Origin of the sequence: Bacterioplanoides sp. (genome assembly GCF_965226395.1) — a bacterium.
GTDB lineage: Bacteria > Pseudomonadota > Gammaproteobacteria > Pseudomonadales > Oceanobacteraceae > Bacterioplanoides.
Window position 1 is genome coordinate 496300 of sequence record NZ_OZ245358.1, and the last position, 16302, is coordinate 512601.

Annotated in this window: 14 protein-coding genes; 5 read left to right on the forward strand and 9 right to left on the reverse strand. The window is 45.1% G+C overall.

The window, feature by feature from the left end:
* Positions 1 to 470: 470 nt before the first annotated feature.
* Complete coding sequence (locus ACO05E_RS02275; protein ID WP_419811379.1) at positions 471 to 2207, forward strand: Na/Pi cotransporter family protein; 1737 nt, start codon at positions 471 to 473, stop codon at positions 2205 to 2207.
* 63 nt (positions 2208 to 2270) lie between these two features.
* Here ACO05E_RS02275 and ACO05E_RS02280 read toward each other — a convergent pair whose 3' ends face one another.
* From ACO05E_RS02280 to ACO05E_RS02310, 7 genes are all read right to left on the reverse strand, one after another.
* On the reverse strand, positions 2271 to 3383 hold the full coding sequence (locus tag ACO05E_RS02280; RefSeq protein ID WP_419811380.1) for a GGDEF domain-containing protein: 1113 nt from the start codon (positions 3381 to 3383) through the stop codon (positions 2271 to 2273).
* 178 nt (positions 3384 to 3561) lie between these two features.
* On the reverse strand, positions 3562 to 4041 hold the full coding sequence (locus ACO05E_RS02285; protein ID WP_419811381.1) for an SHOCT domain-containing protein: 480 nt from the start codon (positions 4039 to 4041) through the stop codon (positions 3562 to 3564).
* 212 nt (positions 4042 to 4253) lie between these two features.
* Positions 4254 to 5459, reverse strand: coding sequence for a toxic anion resistance protein (locus ACO05E_RS02290; RefSeq protein ID WP_419811382.1), 1206 nt, complete (start codon positions 5457 to 5459; stop codon positions 4254 to 4256).
* A 17-nt stretch (positions 5460 to 5476) separates the two neighbouring features.
* On the reverse strand, positions 5477 to 6268 hold the full coding sequence (locus tag ACO05E_RS02295; RefSeq protein WP_419811383.1) for a hypothetical protein: 792 nt from the start codon (positions 6266 to 6268) through the stop codon (positions 5477 to 5479).
* A complete protein-coding gene (locus ACO05E_RS02300) occupies positions 6269 to 7813 on the reverse strand; it encodes a phosphate ABC transporter substrate-binding/OmpA family protein (RefSeq protein ID WP_419811384.1) in 1545 nt (514 codons plus the stop codon).
* A 28-nt stretch (positions 7814 to 7841) separates the two neighbouring features.
* Complete coding sequence (locus ACO05E_RS02305; protein WP_419811385.1) at positions 7842 to 8645, reverse strand: vWA domain-containing protein; 804 nt, start codon at positions 8643 to 8645, stop codon at positions 7842 to 7844.
* 14 nt (positions 8646 to 8659) lie between these two features.
* Positions 8660 to 10369 (reverse strand): ABC transporter substrate-binding protein, encoded by a 1710-nt coding sequence (locus ACO05E_RS02310; RefSeq protein WP_419811386.1) that lies wholly within the window; start codon positions 10367 to 10369, stop codon positions 8660 to 8662.
* A gap of 305 nt (positions 10370 to 10674) precedes the next feature.
* On the opposite strand from ACO05E_RS02310, the gene ACO05E_RS02315 reads away from it, so the two are divergent.
* Genes ACO05E_RS02315 through ACO05E_RS02325 form a run of 3 tightly spaced genes read left to right on the forward strand, consistent with a single transcriptional unit; the run spans position 10675 to position 13036 of the window.
* Positions 10675 to 11247 carry a hypothetical protein gene (locus ACO05E_RS02315; RefSeq protein WP_419811387.1) on the forward strand — a complete coding sequence of 191 codons (573 nt, stop codon included), beginning with the start codon at positions 10675 to 10677 and terminating at the stop codon, positions 11245 to 11247.
* Between the two features lie 53 nt (positions 11248 to 11300).
* Positions 11301 to 11813, forward strand: a complete 513-nt coding sequence (locus ACO05E_RS02320; protein WP_419811388.1) for a rhomboid family intramembrane serine protease — start codon at positions 11301 to 11303, stop codon at positions 11811 to 11813.
* Between the two features lie 50 nt (positions 11814 to 11863).
* Positions 11864 to 13036, forward strand: coding sequence for a PIN domain-containing protein (locus ACO05E_RS02325; RefSeq protein ID WP_419811389.1), 1173 nt, complete (start codon positions 11864 to 11866; stop codon positions 13034 to 13036).
* Positions 13037 to 13262: 226 nt separating this feature from the next.
* On the opposite strand, the gene ACO05E_RS02330 is transcribed toward ACO05E_RS02325, so the two are convergent.
* Together ACO05E_RS02330 and ACO05E_RS02335 are read right to left on the reverse strand one after the other, a co-directional pair.
* The gene (locus ACO05E_RS02330; RefSeq protein WP_419811390.1) at positions 13263 to 14213 is read right to left on the reverse strand and encodes a hypothetical protein; all 951 of its coding nucleotides are present in this window, start codon (positions 14211 to 14213) and stop codon (positions 13263 to 13265) included.
* Entirely contained in the window at positions 14210 to 15289 is a 1080-nt protein-coding gene (locus ACO05E_RS02335; protein WP_419811391.1) for an isopenicillin N synthase family dioxygenase, read from the reverse strand. The genes ACO05E_RS02330 and ACO05E_RS02335 overlap by 4 nt, the downstream gene beginning before the upstream one ends.
* Positions 15290 to 15607: 318 nt before the next feature.
* On the opposite strand from ACO05E_RS02335, the gene ACO05E_RS02340 reads away from it, so the two are divergent.
* Complete coding sequence (locus ACO05E_RS02340; protein WP_419811392.1) at positions 15608 to 16198, forward strand: TetR/AcrR family transcriptional regulator; 591 nt, start codon at positions 15608 to 15610, stop codon at positions 16196 to 16198.
* Positions 16199 to 16302 lie beyond the last annotated feature (104 nt).

The window sequence follows — 16302 nt, forward strand, 5'->3', positions numbered from 1 at the left end:
TTTATTTTTTTAGGCCATCATTTAATGGCGGGGATATTATCTCAGTACGAATAGAATAAGCCAGCGTAAATGAATAGAAAGTCGCCTTTTATTGGTCAATTTATTCATTTTTTTATTGCTGACAATCATATTGGCTCATATTGATGTATATGAATGGTCAACTATTTACTGAAAATAACTGAGTAACCATATAGAGCATTTCCTGTTAATCATTAACCACTTCCTCTTCTGACATGACTCAATTCAGATCAATAGTGTTAACAAGCTCTAGATCAAGATCTCCTGTGCCAGGTCAAGCCCGACGGCGATTGCTGATAAAAATCCCCGCAGGGGGCAGACCCATTATTACTCAGCCGTTATAATGCGCCCGCCTGAAGCCAGCATCCCGGGTTCAGAGCGTAATAGTAAGAAGCTCCGGGCCAACATCGGCTGCGGAAAACAGTAACAATCCTTCACCCTAACGGTGTTACATGAACTATTCCTTATTTGACCTGCTGCAGCTGATTGGTGCATTGGGTGTCTTTATCTTTGGCATGAAGATCTTCAGCGAAGGTCTGCAGAAGATTGCCGGTAATCGGTTAAAAAGCATTCTCAGCGGTATGACCCGCAATCGCCTGACCGGCGTGTTAACCGGCTTCGCCACCACCTCCATCACTCAGTCTTCCACCACCACCACCGTGATGGCCGTCAGCTTTGTGAATGCTGGCCTGCTGACGTTTGTGGAATCCACCGGTGTGATCATGGGTGCCAATATCGGCACCACAGTAACGGCCTGGATTGTTGCCCTGTTCGGCTTCAAGATGAAAATCACCCCTATTGCTATGGCAATGATTGGTATTTTCTTCGCCTTCTTATTCTCCAAAAACAGCCGCTGGCGCAACATTGCCGAGACTATGGTGGGCTTTGGTATTCTGTTTATTGGTCTGGAGTTTATTAAAAACGGCGTACCGGATATTCGCAGCAACCCGGAAATGCTGGCGTTTCTGGATGGCTTTGCCGGGCATGGCTACCTGTCGTTATTACTGTTTGTCTTTATTGGTACGGCGTTAACCCTGGTGATGCAGTCTTCTTCAGCCGCAACCGCCGTCACTCTGGTGATGCTGTTTGAGGGTTGGATCTCCTTCCCACTGGCCGCCGCCATGGTCCTGGGTGAAAACATTGGCACCACGGTGACCGCCAACCTCGCGGCCATGGTGGGTAACGTGCATGCTAAACGGGCTGCCCGCTTCCACCTGATCTTTAACCTGATTGGTGTCGTGTGGATGATGGTTGCTATCTATCCGGTGATGCATGCCATTGATATGGTGATTCTGAGCTTCTCTGAAAACCCGGCTTCCATCATGAGCGCCGACCCGGAAGCCCGCCCGAATGCAACCCTTGGCCTGTCTCTGTTCCATACCTCGTTTAACATTCTGAACGTGATTCTGCTGTTTGCCTTTATCCCGGCCATTGTGCGCTTTATTGAGCGCATTCTGCCGGCCGAAGAAGGTGATGAAGACGAATACCACCTGCGCTATATCAGCACTGGCGCCATGAGCTCACCAGCGCTATCCGTCGAGCAGGCACAAAAAGAAGTACAGCAGTTCGCTGAAATTGTCACCAAGATGCACAAGAAGGTGAATAAGCTGCTGTTTGATCCCAAAGCCAAGCATCAGAAGCTATGGAGTAAAATTGCTCAGCTGGAAGACACCACCGATCAGCTGGAAATTGAAATCTCAGACTATCTGGTACGCGTTACCGAAGACGGTAATTTGGAACAGGAACTGACCGAGCGCATCCGCTTCCTGCAGTCGATGATTCATGATCTGGAGCGTATTGCGGATATCTACTTCCAGATCTCCAAGCTGAGTGAGCGCATGCAGGAAACTAAGACTCAGTGGCCACAAGAAGCGGTGGAAGACCTGGTGCGTATGATGAATGCCGTTCAGGAAGCCATCATCAATATGCAGGAAAACGTTGCCCGTAACGCCAGCGAGGTGGATCTGGACAACGCATTGGCACTGGAAAACAGCATTGACGAGCTGCGTGATGAGTTCCGCAACAAGCACTTCGATCGTTTAGAAAATGCCGCTTATACGCCGCGTGCCGGAGTTAACTTTATGGATGTGTTAACCCGCCTGGAACGTATTGGCGACCACATTCTTAATGTGAATGAATCAGCGGCGGGCAACCGCCTGAAAGCGACCCGTATCGCCGGCAATCGCTGATCAGAAAAACGCCCTCTGAGCCTGACGACTCAGAGGGCGTTATCAATTCCAGGCCAAAAACACTCAGTGCTCACATGCGGCCTGAGGCTCTAACATAATGCAGTTACGGCCGTTTGCTTTCCCCTGATACAAGGCATCATCCGCCCGGGCGACCAGCTGCTCAAAACAATCTCCGGCCAGATTCCCCATGGTTAACGACACACCTTCCAGCGCAAGCTCACTGATACCAATGGTTGTTGTGGTATAAATCTCACTGTCTGCCATGGTGACCGGTGCCTGCTCGATATGCTGGCGTACACGCTCGGCAACGGCCTGAGCTTCGGCCAGCGGTGTCGATGGCAACAGCACCAAGAATTCTTCACCACCCCAGCGAGCCACCAGATCTCCGGCCCTGACCTGCTGATTCAACACCTGAGAGAAGTTACGCAGCACCCGGTCTCCGGCCAGGTGACCAAACAAATCATTTACCCGCTTGAAGTTATCCAGATCACACATCAGCACCGATAGTGGCAGGCCATGGCGCCGGTGGTTCTTAATCTCCCGCTCAGCCAGTTCTTGTACACAACGACGATTATGCAATCCCGTCAAAGCGTCAGTTGTGGCCAGCTGCTGCAGCCGGGCTGCATTCTCCACCACCAGGCGATAATACAAGCCCGACAGAAACACCATCGAGATCAGCACTAACACCAGGTTAAAGTAATACAGGCTGTTGAGCAGCGACTCTTTTAACAAATACACCGGCTGCGCGCCGCGCAACTCATGATCAATCAGGACATACAGCACCATCATGCCCGCCACCATCGGCACCTTGATCATGCTTTCTTTAAACGGACTCACCATCATGACCGGTGGAATCATCATCGCGTAAAAATGAAAGCCGCTTTCCCAGCCCAGCAAATATACCGCCAGCGTGGCATGCACAACGATCTCCACCACCACCGCCAGCCAGCTGATCACAATTAACCGCCGCCGGATAATCAGCACAAATACCGTCATATACAGCAGCACACTGAAGATATTAACAATCGCGAGCGGCACGATATCGTAAGTAAAAAACAGGACAGCGAAGGCAATATGAATAACAGAAGCAAGCACACTGACCTGCAGCATCAGCTTGCGAAACATACGTTCGCCGCCGATCACACCCGGTTCCATCAGTGTTGAATACAGACTCATGAGAATGCCATTTATTACTTTTTATTAGTAAAAAGTATTGGTGACATCAGGACAATTTACAAACAGTAGGTTGTTAAGAATGCGTAATATTGGGTGAATTGCGACAATACAATGACAAAATATCGTCAGATTAGTCAGATCCGGCCTTTCAGCAGAGTGCGAAAGGCCGCCCGAGGGGTTACAGAGCGTCTAAGATCTGCTGACGCTTCTGATCGTACTCATCCTCAGTAATCAGGCCTTTCTCTTTCAGAGAGTTCAAACGCAGCAGGCGAGATTCAATGGTCTGAGTGGTTACCTGCTGTACGGCGCCCTCCTGCACAGCCTTATTAACCGCCTGCTGTACAGCCTGCTGAGCCAAGCCACAATCAAAGTAAGTCGCCGCAATTCGGGTGGTGGTGATGGTTTTAGCGCCTGTTAACGATGGCTGGCGATGAGAGCTCTGCTCTGTAGCTCCGATAATTAACGAATCAGCACCACTGCTATCCGCTTCTTCCTGATGCCATTCCAGACACGCCTCATCAGGCTTCTTACTGGTGGTTTTGCAAACCTCTTCCTTAACCAGCTTACAGTTAGCGGCTTCTCCGGCTTGCAGAATTTTGATATCGGCTTGTGCCGCCAGCGGCAAAAGCAATGAAGCAAAGATCAGTGGCTTAAACATGAGATATTTCCGAATAAAAAGTGCGGGTAAGGTATCGACAGCTCGCCCAAAATACAAGCGACAGAGGAGTAACCAGACTGTTCCGGTTAAGTGTTCGGTTTGCCAGGGCCTGTTAACACTATTTCGATCACGCTATTATTAGTAGTTAAAGAGAATCCAACCGCGGTGCTGGATTCGCTTCAGAAGCAAAGAATTAACTGTTGCAGCTCACTCTAAGCCGATTGCTGCAATTGAATAATGATGTCATCAGATACAGCAGCCCCATCTTCCATCTTGGTAATGGCTTTTTCCATTTGTCCGGTAATGCCATCCATTTCGATAATGGATTCAGACATTTTAGGAAGTGCATTACGACGGAATTCACTGATATCGTTAATCGCGGCTTCTACATCGTTAAACGCATTTTTCAGAATATTAATGTCAAGCATCGTCTCAGATGCCTGCTTCTGAATCGCTGTACCTTGTTGCTTTAACTGCTCTGCCGTACCGGCAATTAAATCATTCGTAGTGTCAGTAACAGCCTGTACACCTTTCAGAACTTTCTTCTGACGTTGCAACGCAATCTGAAGTGTTGCAGCGGTATTTAACGCCGTCACAGTTACATTGATTGCACGATTCACACCGATGATCAACTCACGGTTATTACGAATAATAACTTCGGTTGCCAGCACACCCTGCTGATTAACGGCTAATTGTTGCTGAAGATCTAAAATACGCTGCTTAACCGGAAATAAGATTTCTTCTTCAACGAATTTTTTATGTTCCATATCTGTTGTAGCGCCACTCTCAACAGATTTCTGTAGCTTCTGATCAATCACTTGCGCCAAAGAAATGTAGTCCTGAAGCTGAAAAGTGAGTTCGCGCATTCTGCGTTGATCGTCTCTCAGAGTATTATTATCTCTATCCAGCTGATCCCTGCCACTCTTGAGACTGCTCATTATATCTTTAATGACACCATCAACGCGCTGATACTTCGCAAACCACTGTGCCATCGGTGTGCCAACACCAGGAATCAGTGCCAGAATACGGCGAACGGTCCCCATACTGAAATCAACACGATTCGGATTTATATCATTTACCTTGCCTTGTAAGGCCAGCAAGTCCTTTGCGACAGCACCACCATCTTCTGCTTCACTCATCAAAGCCGTCATTGGCTCTTTTAACATTTGACTCTGAGCAGCCAGCTTGCGCTGGATGGGTTGCCCTAAAGAATGAATAGCACGACTGCATTTATCCTGACCGGCTAAATCTTTTGAACCGATCGATAATATATTACCGACAATTTCATCTGCCTGAGACATAATCTCGGGCCGAACCTGATTAATAACGACAGTGGCATTTGGATCATCAAATGCAAACTCAGACGCTAAAACTTCCTTTGTTTTTAATTCCGGTTTATCCAGTTCAATATTTTCCATGCGCTTTCCTTTCCTACCTATCGTGAATAGGTTTCTGCCCTTGTTATCAAATGTTGTAATTCTTCCATGGCATCTTCAAGCGCAACCTGCGCTCTGCCCTGTTGAGTATTAACTGATGCAATTCGTGTCGTCACTTCATCCAGCTGGGTGAGTGCTTTTTCATTTTCGAGCAACAACTCAGCCACTCTGTCCATCTGTTTTATATACATATTCTTTCTGGACTTTAATTCAGCAACCTTAACGGTATTATCAGTTTTAGCCAGTTCACCATCGATGCGCTTAACGTCAATAGCACTGACACTATGCACCGCCAATGATGCAGCATCAAGATTGTCCAAACCTCCAAGAAAAACCTGCTCTGCAATCGACAAGTAGCGATTGTATGTTAACTCTCCCTGCTCAAGTTGTTTATCGAGAACGTTGGCAAAATTGTCATATTTATCTTTGAAGAGCTGTATTTGACCTAATCCTTCATCCAGTCCTATTTCTGCAAGATCTTTACCAAGATTGCTCAAAGCCTGGTCACGCCGCTCAACCAATTCTGCGCGGTATGTGTTAACAAAGTCATTCGCTAAGTCATCCGCTTTTACAATCGATTGCCATGCCCAACTACCAATGCCTGCAACAGCACCAACACCAAGTAGCCCTAATGCAACAGCACCCGGATAAATAGCCAGAGAGTAAACACCTGAAATCACAGAAATTGCTATTGGGTAAACAGTTAACGGCGATTGTATCGCCTCTGAAACCACTGCCTTTTTTATTGCTGATGGTGACAAATCCTGAGCAAGTTCTTTACTGATAGCCATTTAAAATTCTTCTCTGACAAGGGCAATTTCTACCCGAGGTAGCCGATAGCCATATGTACGTCTGGATTCACCAGATTTTTTAGGTAGCGGCTTTGACGAACCAAATCCTTTTGCCCGAATCCGGTTCTCTTCCACTTTGTAGGTAGACTTTATATAGCTTAAAACCGACTGAGCGCGCTCGAAGCTGAGTTGTTGGTTCGCTTCGGCATCGCCTCTCAAACCAGTATGACCACGAACTTCCACTCTGAAGTTAGGATAGTGATTCAAATCCTTTATCAGTTGATCAACTTGTTGCATACCTTCGCTGGTTAAATCAGATGTGCCTGACGAAAACGTTATTTTTCGTATTTTCAGAGAACCGATTTCTTTTAAAGCATCCCATTGAGAGTCACTTAAATGTGAGAACCCATTACCCAGCTTCTGGCTTGCACTCTTAATAGTAAACCCACCAGTATTAGCAAAAGACTGATACAAGTCGCCGATATAGCGACTGTTTAACAAACGATAGGAGTTACCCTCTGGTATTGGGTTATGATTGAAATCATTGGATTCAAGTAAGATATCCACAGCAGAATCTATAGTATCTACTAGAGCCTCTTCATCATAACCCGCTTGAGTCACACCAAACCAATGCTCTGCATTCTCGGTCAGTGTTGCCCACCTTACCCCTGTCAAAAGATTTTTTACTATTTTTTTGTCAATATCGTAATGACGTTTTATATCTTTAATAAAGTCGTCTTCATTATCACGATAATATTTCAATGTTTTGAAATAAGACTTTATAAAAGTTTTTACCATTCCATTATCACGTTTAAGTGATTTATGCCCTGCAATCAGAATATCAACCACCAGTTGCTGGGTATCTTCTGTTCCTAACAAACGGACATAATCATCGTTATTCAGTGCTTTAGAAACCTCAGGCTCCCATAGAACAGCAATATCAACTTCTCCTTTATCAAGCATAGATAAAGCCGCCTCAGAACCATTGGTATGAACCTGATTACCCGATTTTTTTAACACATCCATATCAAAATGAGATGCAACAGATTTCAATAAATGATGACTTGGTGAGTTTGGTGTAAAGCCAATTTTCAAACCTGTCATGCTTTTCAAAGCTTCAAGGCTCGCTGCTTTTGCTTTATTAGCGACAATAGCGTCGCCACCTTTGGACTCATCAATAACGGCAACAATTGATCCCGGGTAATTATAATCTTCGCCATTTAGCAAGAAGCTATCAACCGTCCCAACGACCAGGTCATACTCACCAGCTTTTAACCTACGAAAACGTTGATCGTAGTCAGCCGCATCGTCAGTACACTTCAGGCCATATCCATCCCGGTTCAACCTTTTTTTCATTTCAGGAGAACATAAAGGGAAATAACCAATCCAGCCATCAACCGCCAGGTGAATGGTACCTTTTTCACCCACATCCGATAGCACGGGCGAATCTTGCTCAGCAATATAAGGCTCAACAATTCGCCAGATCAGAATTCCTATCACCCCTATAAAGGCCACAACAACTGCAAGCTTTGCATGTGTCTTCACGTATATTCCCTCAATTTATCGCCTTGGATCAGATTTCAGATGAAAAACCATCAACATTAAAGTCTGGAGATTCTGCCAAGACAGATTCCAATCCTTGAGTCAGAGCTTGCAGATTATCAGCAGATTTATAAAGGGTGTAACCCGGCATGTTAAGTGAATGATCATCCGATATACAAAATCCAATTGTATGCAGCACAATCGGTGAATTTTTGAGCAACCTTTCAACAGATTCATCCGGTTCATAACCCGGAGACGCAGTACCATCAGTCACCACAACCATATGATACTCACCGTAACCAAGTTGTTTACGGGCCTGATTCGTCAAAGCTTCAACACCGTGATCAATTGCAACAGACAGAGGAGTTCCCCCTCCCAAACGCACTCGATTAACAGCAACCATAGCTTTTTCATGAGAGTTGCTTCCCAACCCTAAACGTTCAGAGTTGCCTTGCCGGTCAAAGGCATAAACACCAACATTTGCATCATGAGGCAACTTAGCAAAAAAGTTATCCAATGCTTTACTCGCCACCGCCATTTTAGAAGGACTGCCAGGCGCACAATCAACACCTGACATAGATCCTGAGCCATCCAAGACAACATAATAGTTAGCAGCCATCAGATCGCTTGCTAATTCATCACCACTACCCGCACCAAGATCAGGCCATGAGTTACGAACGCCCTGAACACCATACGTTTTCAATTTATCATCGTAGCCTTGGATCACTACGTCAGCGGGCGGCTCTTGTCCGTCTGTAGATAAAGTTTCCCCAGTCCGGTTTATAAAAAAATTGATTACAAATATCGCAGCAAACACAACCATTATATATTTCATTGTAACTTTCCTTGTCACAGAGGCATAAATACATCAGATTCGGCTTCAACCTGAATAATCCGAAAGACAACACGCATATTAGAACGCCACTGCTTTTCGTTTTCCGGGGCACATGGGTCATTACCACATATTCCGGTTGCGGGTTGCGAAATACCATGACCCAAAGGTTCAAATTGGCTGGCATCAAGTGTGACTCCCTGAGCACCAGCAAAATCTGTAATTGAACTAATAACGGCTTGTGCGCGAGAGCCACTGAGATTTCTTGCCGACTGCTTAATACGCCCCAAAACGACGGGAGGTTGCCCTTTCTTTTTCGCTCTCAGGTAGCCCATCGGGTCAGAATGACCTTCAACGGTAATCACAGCACCGCCATAAGTTGATGCGAGCTCAACGACGTTATCAAATTCATTAGCGTATAAGTCTGCTGAGAATTGATTTTGATTGGGAGCAAAGAAGACTTCAAAGCTGTACAATTCACCATCGGCCAGCGTGCCCTGCTGCTGTTTTCTAGTTACCAGCTTCGATACTTTATTTTTATTGAATCGCGGAGTTTCACTGTTATCTTTTCCAGATAAGCCAACAGCCAGTTTCTTATAGTCTAATGATGCATTCAGTAATGCAGATGGACGCTTAATAAGACCCATATTGTTAAGCGCCTGACTACTTTCATCAACAAGGTTAGCGAAACTTCGGCGATTAGCCTGATCAGAGAAAAACTTCTGATTACCAGAGGCATGAACAAATTCGCAATCCGCATATAAACCTTCCACATCCGGTATCGCCTGCATACTATCTAATAAAATATCAGCCGCTGGCCCCATCACATTTATATACTTTGATTGTTTAGCAGAACGATTAGCAACCAGGTCCGCTAAATCTTCCTCAGCCCGCATCAGTGCAGTAGTCAGCTTTTCGATTTCGTCTTTATTTTTCTCATAATAATCTGCTCGTACCGCATACACATCAGCAATAACACGATTCGCTGTTTTGGTCGACATTAGAATTTTTGCGCCTTTCACTGAGTCCTCACTACCAGTTCCCACATTACCTCCGGAAGTCAGTGCTAAGGCATCAGGAATAATAACGAAAGCCGCGTCAATGTCTTTTTCATACAACGCAGCCATAGGAGAATTATCAGTTCCCGTTAAGTCCGGAAGCCATTTAATGGTTACATCATTAGTGGATAAGCCTGCATCTTTTAAAACGCGGTTAAGATAATCAACATGTGGCCCATATGCCTGAACAGCAATTGTTTTTCCTTTCAGGTCTTTTGCCGTTTTAATGGTATTTTTAACAACCAAAGCATCACCACCGGATGACCATGTTAGCTGATAAAATACAACAGGTTTGGTTCTTGGATCATTTTGAAGGATGTCGGAAGCACTGGTTAGCATTCCCATTGTACCGCGCAAGAAAGGCGTTCTGCCTGACAAGTAATTTCTAACCTGATTAGCGAACTCATCTTCGCGTTTAATAATGTATTGCAGCCCAGCTTTTCCAATATATGAGTTTTTCTGTGTATCAGCTGCACTGCCGTTGGCATAAATAGTGGCGATATCCCCACCCCAGGTAATTACCGGTAACACTTTTGTACCTGATCGGACATTGGATACTTTTGTACGAACCACTTCATCCAGTGGCTTGAACTGAATATAATCAGGGGCAGCTAATGCCAGTGCTGGCATCATCAACCCAATTATTATCCATAAAAAAAACCCTTTCATAGTTACTCCTGTTTTCCTTGTAAGCATTTAAGCTATTTGAACATCAGATCTGATGTTCTTTGAAGCTCCATAAATCATATGCCTGTTTTTAAGACAGAGGATGCTTTCGTCTCTTCCACAAATGCCCGGAGAAACAGCGAAGGAAGCACTCAACCTGAAAAGAGTGCACGGCATGTAAGCCAAAGACCCATGGTTTTTCATAACATCCTCGTTGTTTTTCCCCTATTGAACGGGGCATACCATTTTTCAGGTTATGAGTTTATGATATTCAACGGATTTAATAAACTGCAAATAAAGGACTAACAATGGCACTTCCTGAACACGTTCAGAACTGGTTTATACCGATTCAAGAAGAATCCAAAACTGTCGCTGAAGCATTTTCAGAGCTACAAGACATCGCACTCCCACAAGAATCGATCCCCTTTCTTGTCCAACTTGTCGAAAACCCTAAATTCAACCTTCCCGGCATTGATATTTTCAGCGGTTCAACCAATCTCGAAACACATGACTATATCCATATTCTTTTAGGTCGAGGTGTGCTTCCAAAAGATGAAGCTTTTGTATTGGGCTTCACAATGGGCTCAACAAACAGGGTTGGCAGCGTCGAAGAGTCGCTCTATGGTCTGTTCAGCAAATACCTCTACCCCAAACACTATCGTTTCAGCGATGAAGACTTTGAGGTTTACAAAGATGCCATTCGACTGGGCTATATTTCTGATTGCACTCCGCTGAGCAATATCGATTATCCAAGCCTGGGCCATCTGACTCTTGCCGAAGCCAGAAAAAAGATCGGCATTGAACCAGACCTTATCAAAGCCTATTACGCCATTGAGAAAAAACGCTACCCGGAGTCTCTCGAAAGCCAACGACTGGTTTAGCCTGCATGAAAAGGCGTCATATTCCACTGACTTCACAATTCAGAATAACCACCTTGATCGTCATATTCATTACAATGATCGAAGTGGTTAACTTTATTAGCAATCGTTCTCTGAATACCTGGGGCATCATCCCAGACTCACAAGACCCGTGGATTGGTATCATCGCCGCTCCGTTTCTGCACGGCAGTGTTTCTCACTTTTCCAGCAATATTATCCCGCTGGCGATATTCTCCATGCTTGTATTGCAACATGGACTTAAACGCTTTTGGTACGCCTCAGTATTTATTATTCTGGTAACAGGTGTACTTGTCTGGCTGTTTGGCCGTCCGGTGATTCACATAGGCGCCAGTGGCCTGATTTATGGCTATTTTGGCTTTCTGATTGTCGCAGGGCTCGTCAGTCGTGAATTTAAACTGATTTCTATTTCTCTACTAGTCGGATTTTTTTACGGCGGCATGATCTGGGGAGTATTACCGTTATCGCCTTATATTTCATTTGAGTCACATTTGTTTGGTGCTTTGTCAGGCGCTGTGGCAGGGGTTATCTGGGGTAAGAAGAGCCAGTAACCTATGATCAAACACTGAATATAGGGCTTGATTCATCGAGGGACACGAATTTGACTAAGAAAAATACATTCTACGTCGTTTTTGACGCTAACATCATAATTCAGGACTTTTGGCTTTCCAGTAGTTCTTTCCAATATTTAATACAACATCATTTTCTGGGACATTCTCCTGTAATTCCCTATGTAGCATTCCAGGAGGCCAAAGCACACTTTAAAAGGAGAGCTGAAGAGCTATTTAATAACGTTGGGCCCGAGGGAACTAGGTCGAAAGGAAATATAGAAAGACTTGAAAGGTTACTTAATAGAAAAATAAATCCTAAAAAAGAAATTAATATTGATGCCGCCTGTGAAAAATGGTCGAAATTCATTAGCCAAACATTGGAGGAATTCAACGGGAGAGTTCTTCCGAGCATTGAGTCAAGTCCGCAGACATTTGATATGATTATAGAAAGATCTATAAATAGAATAAGACCTTTCTCAAATGGAGATCGTGGATTTAGAGATACTATTATATGGCTTAGTACTTTACAACTTTCAAAACCATTAGATTATGTTTCTTTTATCACAAAAAACGTTAATGACTTTTTTGACAAAGATTGCAATGAAATCCACAGTGATATTAAAAACGACATTGAGAAAAGTATTGGAAAAGAAAAAACAGTCCTCATCCACAAATCAATTGATGAATTTATATCTAAAATAGACAGCGATAAAGAAGCAAGCTCAACTGCAATTAAAAAGGCCTTGATATCAAACTCCTTATCAAAGTTCTGTTTGTGGGATTGGGTAGCGGAGGGCCTAAACCAATCTGACGCACTTTATGATGTCGATGACATCAACTGGGCCGGCTTCCCTTGTGACGCTGAAGGGGGAAGAATTGTAAGCTCAGAACTAATAAGCTTAGACGTCCCACGTGTTATCTATGATGGTAATTTATATATAGTTTACTGCGACGTCGGGTTTGTCGGAGAATTTGAATGCGATATATTGATGGCCGAAGCATCTCAGGTTATTCCTCCCCAGCAATTAGAATGGATCGATGAATCTGATGATTTATGGGCACAAGTAGCACTTCAATCTGTCGGTAGTGTCATGTTCCGGTTAGAGTTTGATATTGGATCGCAATCTGTAACCAAAAGTGACTCAATAACAATTGAGCATTGGAATTCTTATGGAGATCTAATCACCGAGATTGATGCTCTTGCCAAAGACGAAAATTTATAGAACTGCTACTTATCTCACATATCGTAAGTAGCATTTGTAGTACTCAACTGATTCATTCAGCTGTAGTAGCGCAAATATTCCTGCAGCTGATTAAAATCTTGCATGATGGCGGCCTGACAATCATCTGATAGGGACACTTCGCTTCCTTACGCTGTGGGGGAGGGCTTCTTAATTCAGCCGATCATACCAATTACTGATTTTTTTAACACCATTTACAAACCACAGATCAACACACCGTCTCTAAATACCTCCCCAGCGCAGCCTGCTCTTGCTGAAACCAGTCTTCCGCCTCAGCATCCACAGTAGTCGCCTGGTTGAAGTTAAATTTCTCCACCCAGCTATCAATACGGAAAATACGCTCTACGCCCTGTATTGTCTGGTGCAGATAACCACTATTTTCATCAAAGCGAAAACCATCGAGCGGGTACAGGTGCTGGCCATAACGTTCAAGCTGTAGAGAATGACAAACCCGGTATTCTTTCGGCTCATTTTTTTCCTCATGTACCGCGGATGCCGTCACCCAGCCAATGGAAGCTTCAAACTGGCCGTCAGCAATCGGAGCCAATACCCAGCCCGCAATATCACCACACACAATCAGAGCACCTTGGCGTGGTGTTTCCCGGCCAGATGCCAGCTCTTTTTCAGCGATCAGTTCTAGTCCAATCAGCGGTGCACTCTGATGGCTCTCCGCTAGCTGATTGCTCTCTGTTAGCTGATGGCTCTCCACCAGCTGTGGCTGCAAACGCCAGTCTTCAACGTAGGCCGCACTTGGGGCAAATTCCATCATGCAGTTTCCGACCCGTTGAAGTACAGCAGGCTCTGGCCAGCGGTTATGCGCTAATTGGCTGGCTCCTTTGTGCCAGCTTAGCTGCGTGCCATTCCATAATGAGTGAGCGTACCAGCCGTCATTTAATGCCTGGTCGGATTCGGATACCTGCTGTTCGCTCATCAATGGCAGACGTAAATCAATGGTTAAGCCACGCGACTGTAACCAAAACACCCGGGTTTTAGTGTCGGTTTGTCCGTTGGCGAAACTGATGCTGCGCCGCCGAAAGGCACCAATCATCCAATCGGGTACCCATGTATTTGCAACAGGTGTATCTACATCAGAGGTTTCTACAATAGGCTGCGGAATCCGGACATCCGCTAAAAGCTCCAGTAAATGCGCCATAATCATTGCTCTCCCACTTGTTCACTTTCTGTCATCGACTGACGCAGTTGACCAAACGAGGAGGTTGTTTGTGCATCCTGCGGTAACTGAATCAGGCCTTCGGCTAACCGTTGTTTTAAATAGGCAAATGTCTGAATAGTTTGTGCGTATAAATGATCACCGCAACGTAGCGTTTGATAGTTTTTTTTGGCAGCACCCCCTTCTTTGGAATTAAACTCTTCTTTAACAGCAACGACTGGCTGAATCAGGGTGTCGTAATCACAACTGCAAAACAGTGGAAATGAGTAACGCTCTTGCGAGACCTTTCTTACCCGATGAGCCGTTGCCTGAAATCGACCGTTGCTGAGAATTTCCATCATGTCGCCAATATTCACCACCAGCGCACCGGGAATTACGAGCGCATCAATCCACTGGTTATCACCGTTTAATACCTCCAGGCCATCAGAAGTCGGTAATAACAGGGTAAAACATTCATAGTCGGTATGAGCACCAATGCCCAATTGATCTTTGGCGTCTGGGTTAAATGGATAATGAATTAAACGCAGCTGGCTTGGTGGATGCTGAAGCTGGTCATCAAAGAAATTTTCATCCAGTCGCAACGCCAGTGCAAATGCGCGAAATAATCGTCTTCCTAAATCCGATGCCTGAGCGTAATAAGCACTAACCTGTTGTTTAAACTCATCCGCCCAGGGAACATTTTGTGGCCATTGCGTTGGCCCAAGCATTGGCCGAGCCGGAATATCCGCCGGGCAATCGTAATTAATATCGTAGGCTTCTTTCTGGTCAGGTTCACTGCCATAAAATTGCTCTTCACCAGCGGGCACATAACCGCTGTGATTAACGGAGTTACCGATATACCAGCGCATTTTTTCAGCCAAAGGCTGATCAAAAAATGTGGTGGCTTGCTGAATTAATGCGTCCGTAACGCCGGTGTCGATACCATGGTCACGAACCATAAAAAAGCCAACCTGCTCGGCGGCTTCGGCAATTTCATTGGCAACGCGCTGACGCTGTTCTAGCTGATCGGAAAACAGCCCAGCCAGACTGATAACGGGAATTTTCTGAAAGGATCGATTGGTCACAGAACACCTCATTGATAAAACACATTAAGGAAATATTCTGGCCGTCCAGTGTGATGCCACCGTAGCCTGATCAGGCAATCACAGATGCAGTTAAGAGAACCACTGCTACGGTGCCGGGTCGTCCCGGGTTACGATTGCCAGATGCTAACGTATCTGACGTCGAAAAAAGCAATCACAATAACAATCTAATCAGCAATGACGACAAAGCCTTACGCTTTATCTGCCATTAGCACTCTGATCCAGCGTCTTGCATTTCAACAAAGAATCGACTTAAATAGACTGATCAGTCGGTTTATAGTAATCACGTAAGCAAAGTTAATGAGCAAAACCAGTAAACGCGATCAGATTTTAAGCAGTGCTCTGACCCTGTTTAACGAGCAGGGTTTTGATAAAACCCCAACATCAGCCATCTCAAAACATGCCAGTGTGGCAACAGGCACCTTGTTCCACCACTTTAAAACCAAAGAAGAGCTGATTAATGCCCTGTACCTTGAGATTAAGCTGGAGATACGGGATGAAACTCAGCCAGACAGCATGAAGCTTCCGGCTGATCGGGTCACTTATGAGGGTGTTCAACAAGCGCTGCGCCTTTCCTGGCAGAGCCTGATGAACTGGATGTTGGATAATCCGGAAAAGTTTCGGTTTATGGCGCAATTCGGAGAATCGGCCTACATCAGTAGCAGTACCCGGGAAACTGTCAGTCAGCTATTTCAGGCAGCCGATAGCCTGTTTGAGGCTGCGATTAGTGCTGGCATTTTCAGGGCATTACCCAGTTCGTTGCTGACCAGCCTGATGGGCTCACACATGTTTGCCAGTGTGAATCAGTTATTACAACACCCAGAGCTCTGGCAGCAAGACACGGTACAGGATGAGCTGTTTGCATCCTGTTGGGGGCTGTTAGCCCGGTAAAAGATACGCCAGCCTGTTTCAAAACAGGCTTTTTTAACAACACAAAACAGACTGAGTAGTCGGTTTAAAAGAGAAGGTGAAGTATGACACTTAAAAACACCCTT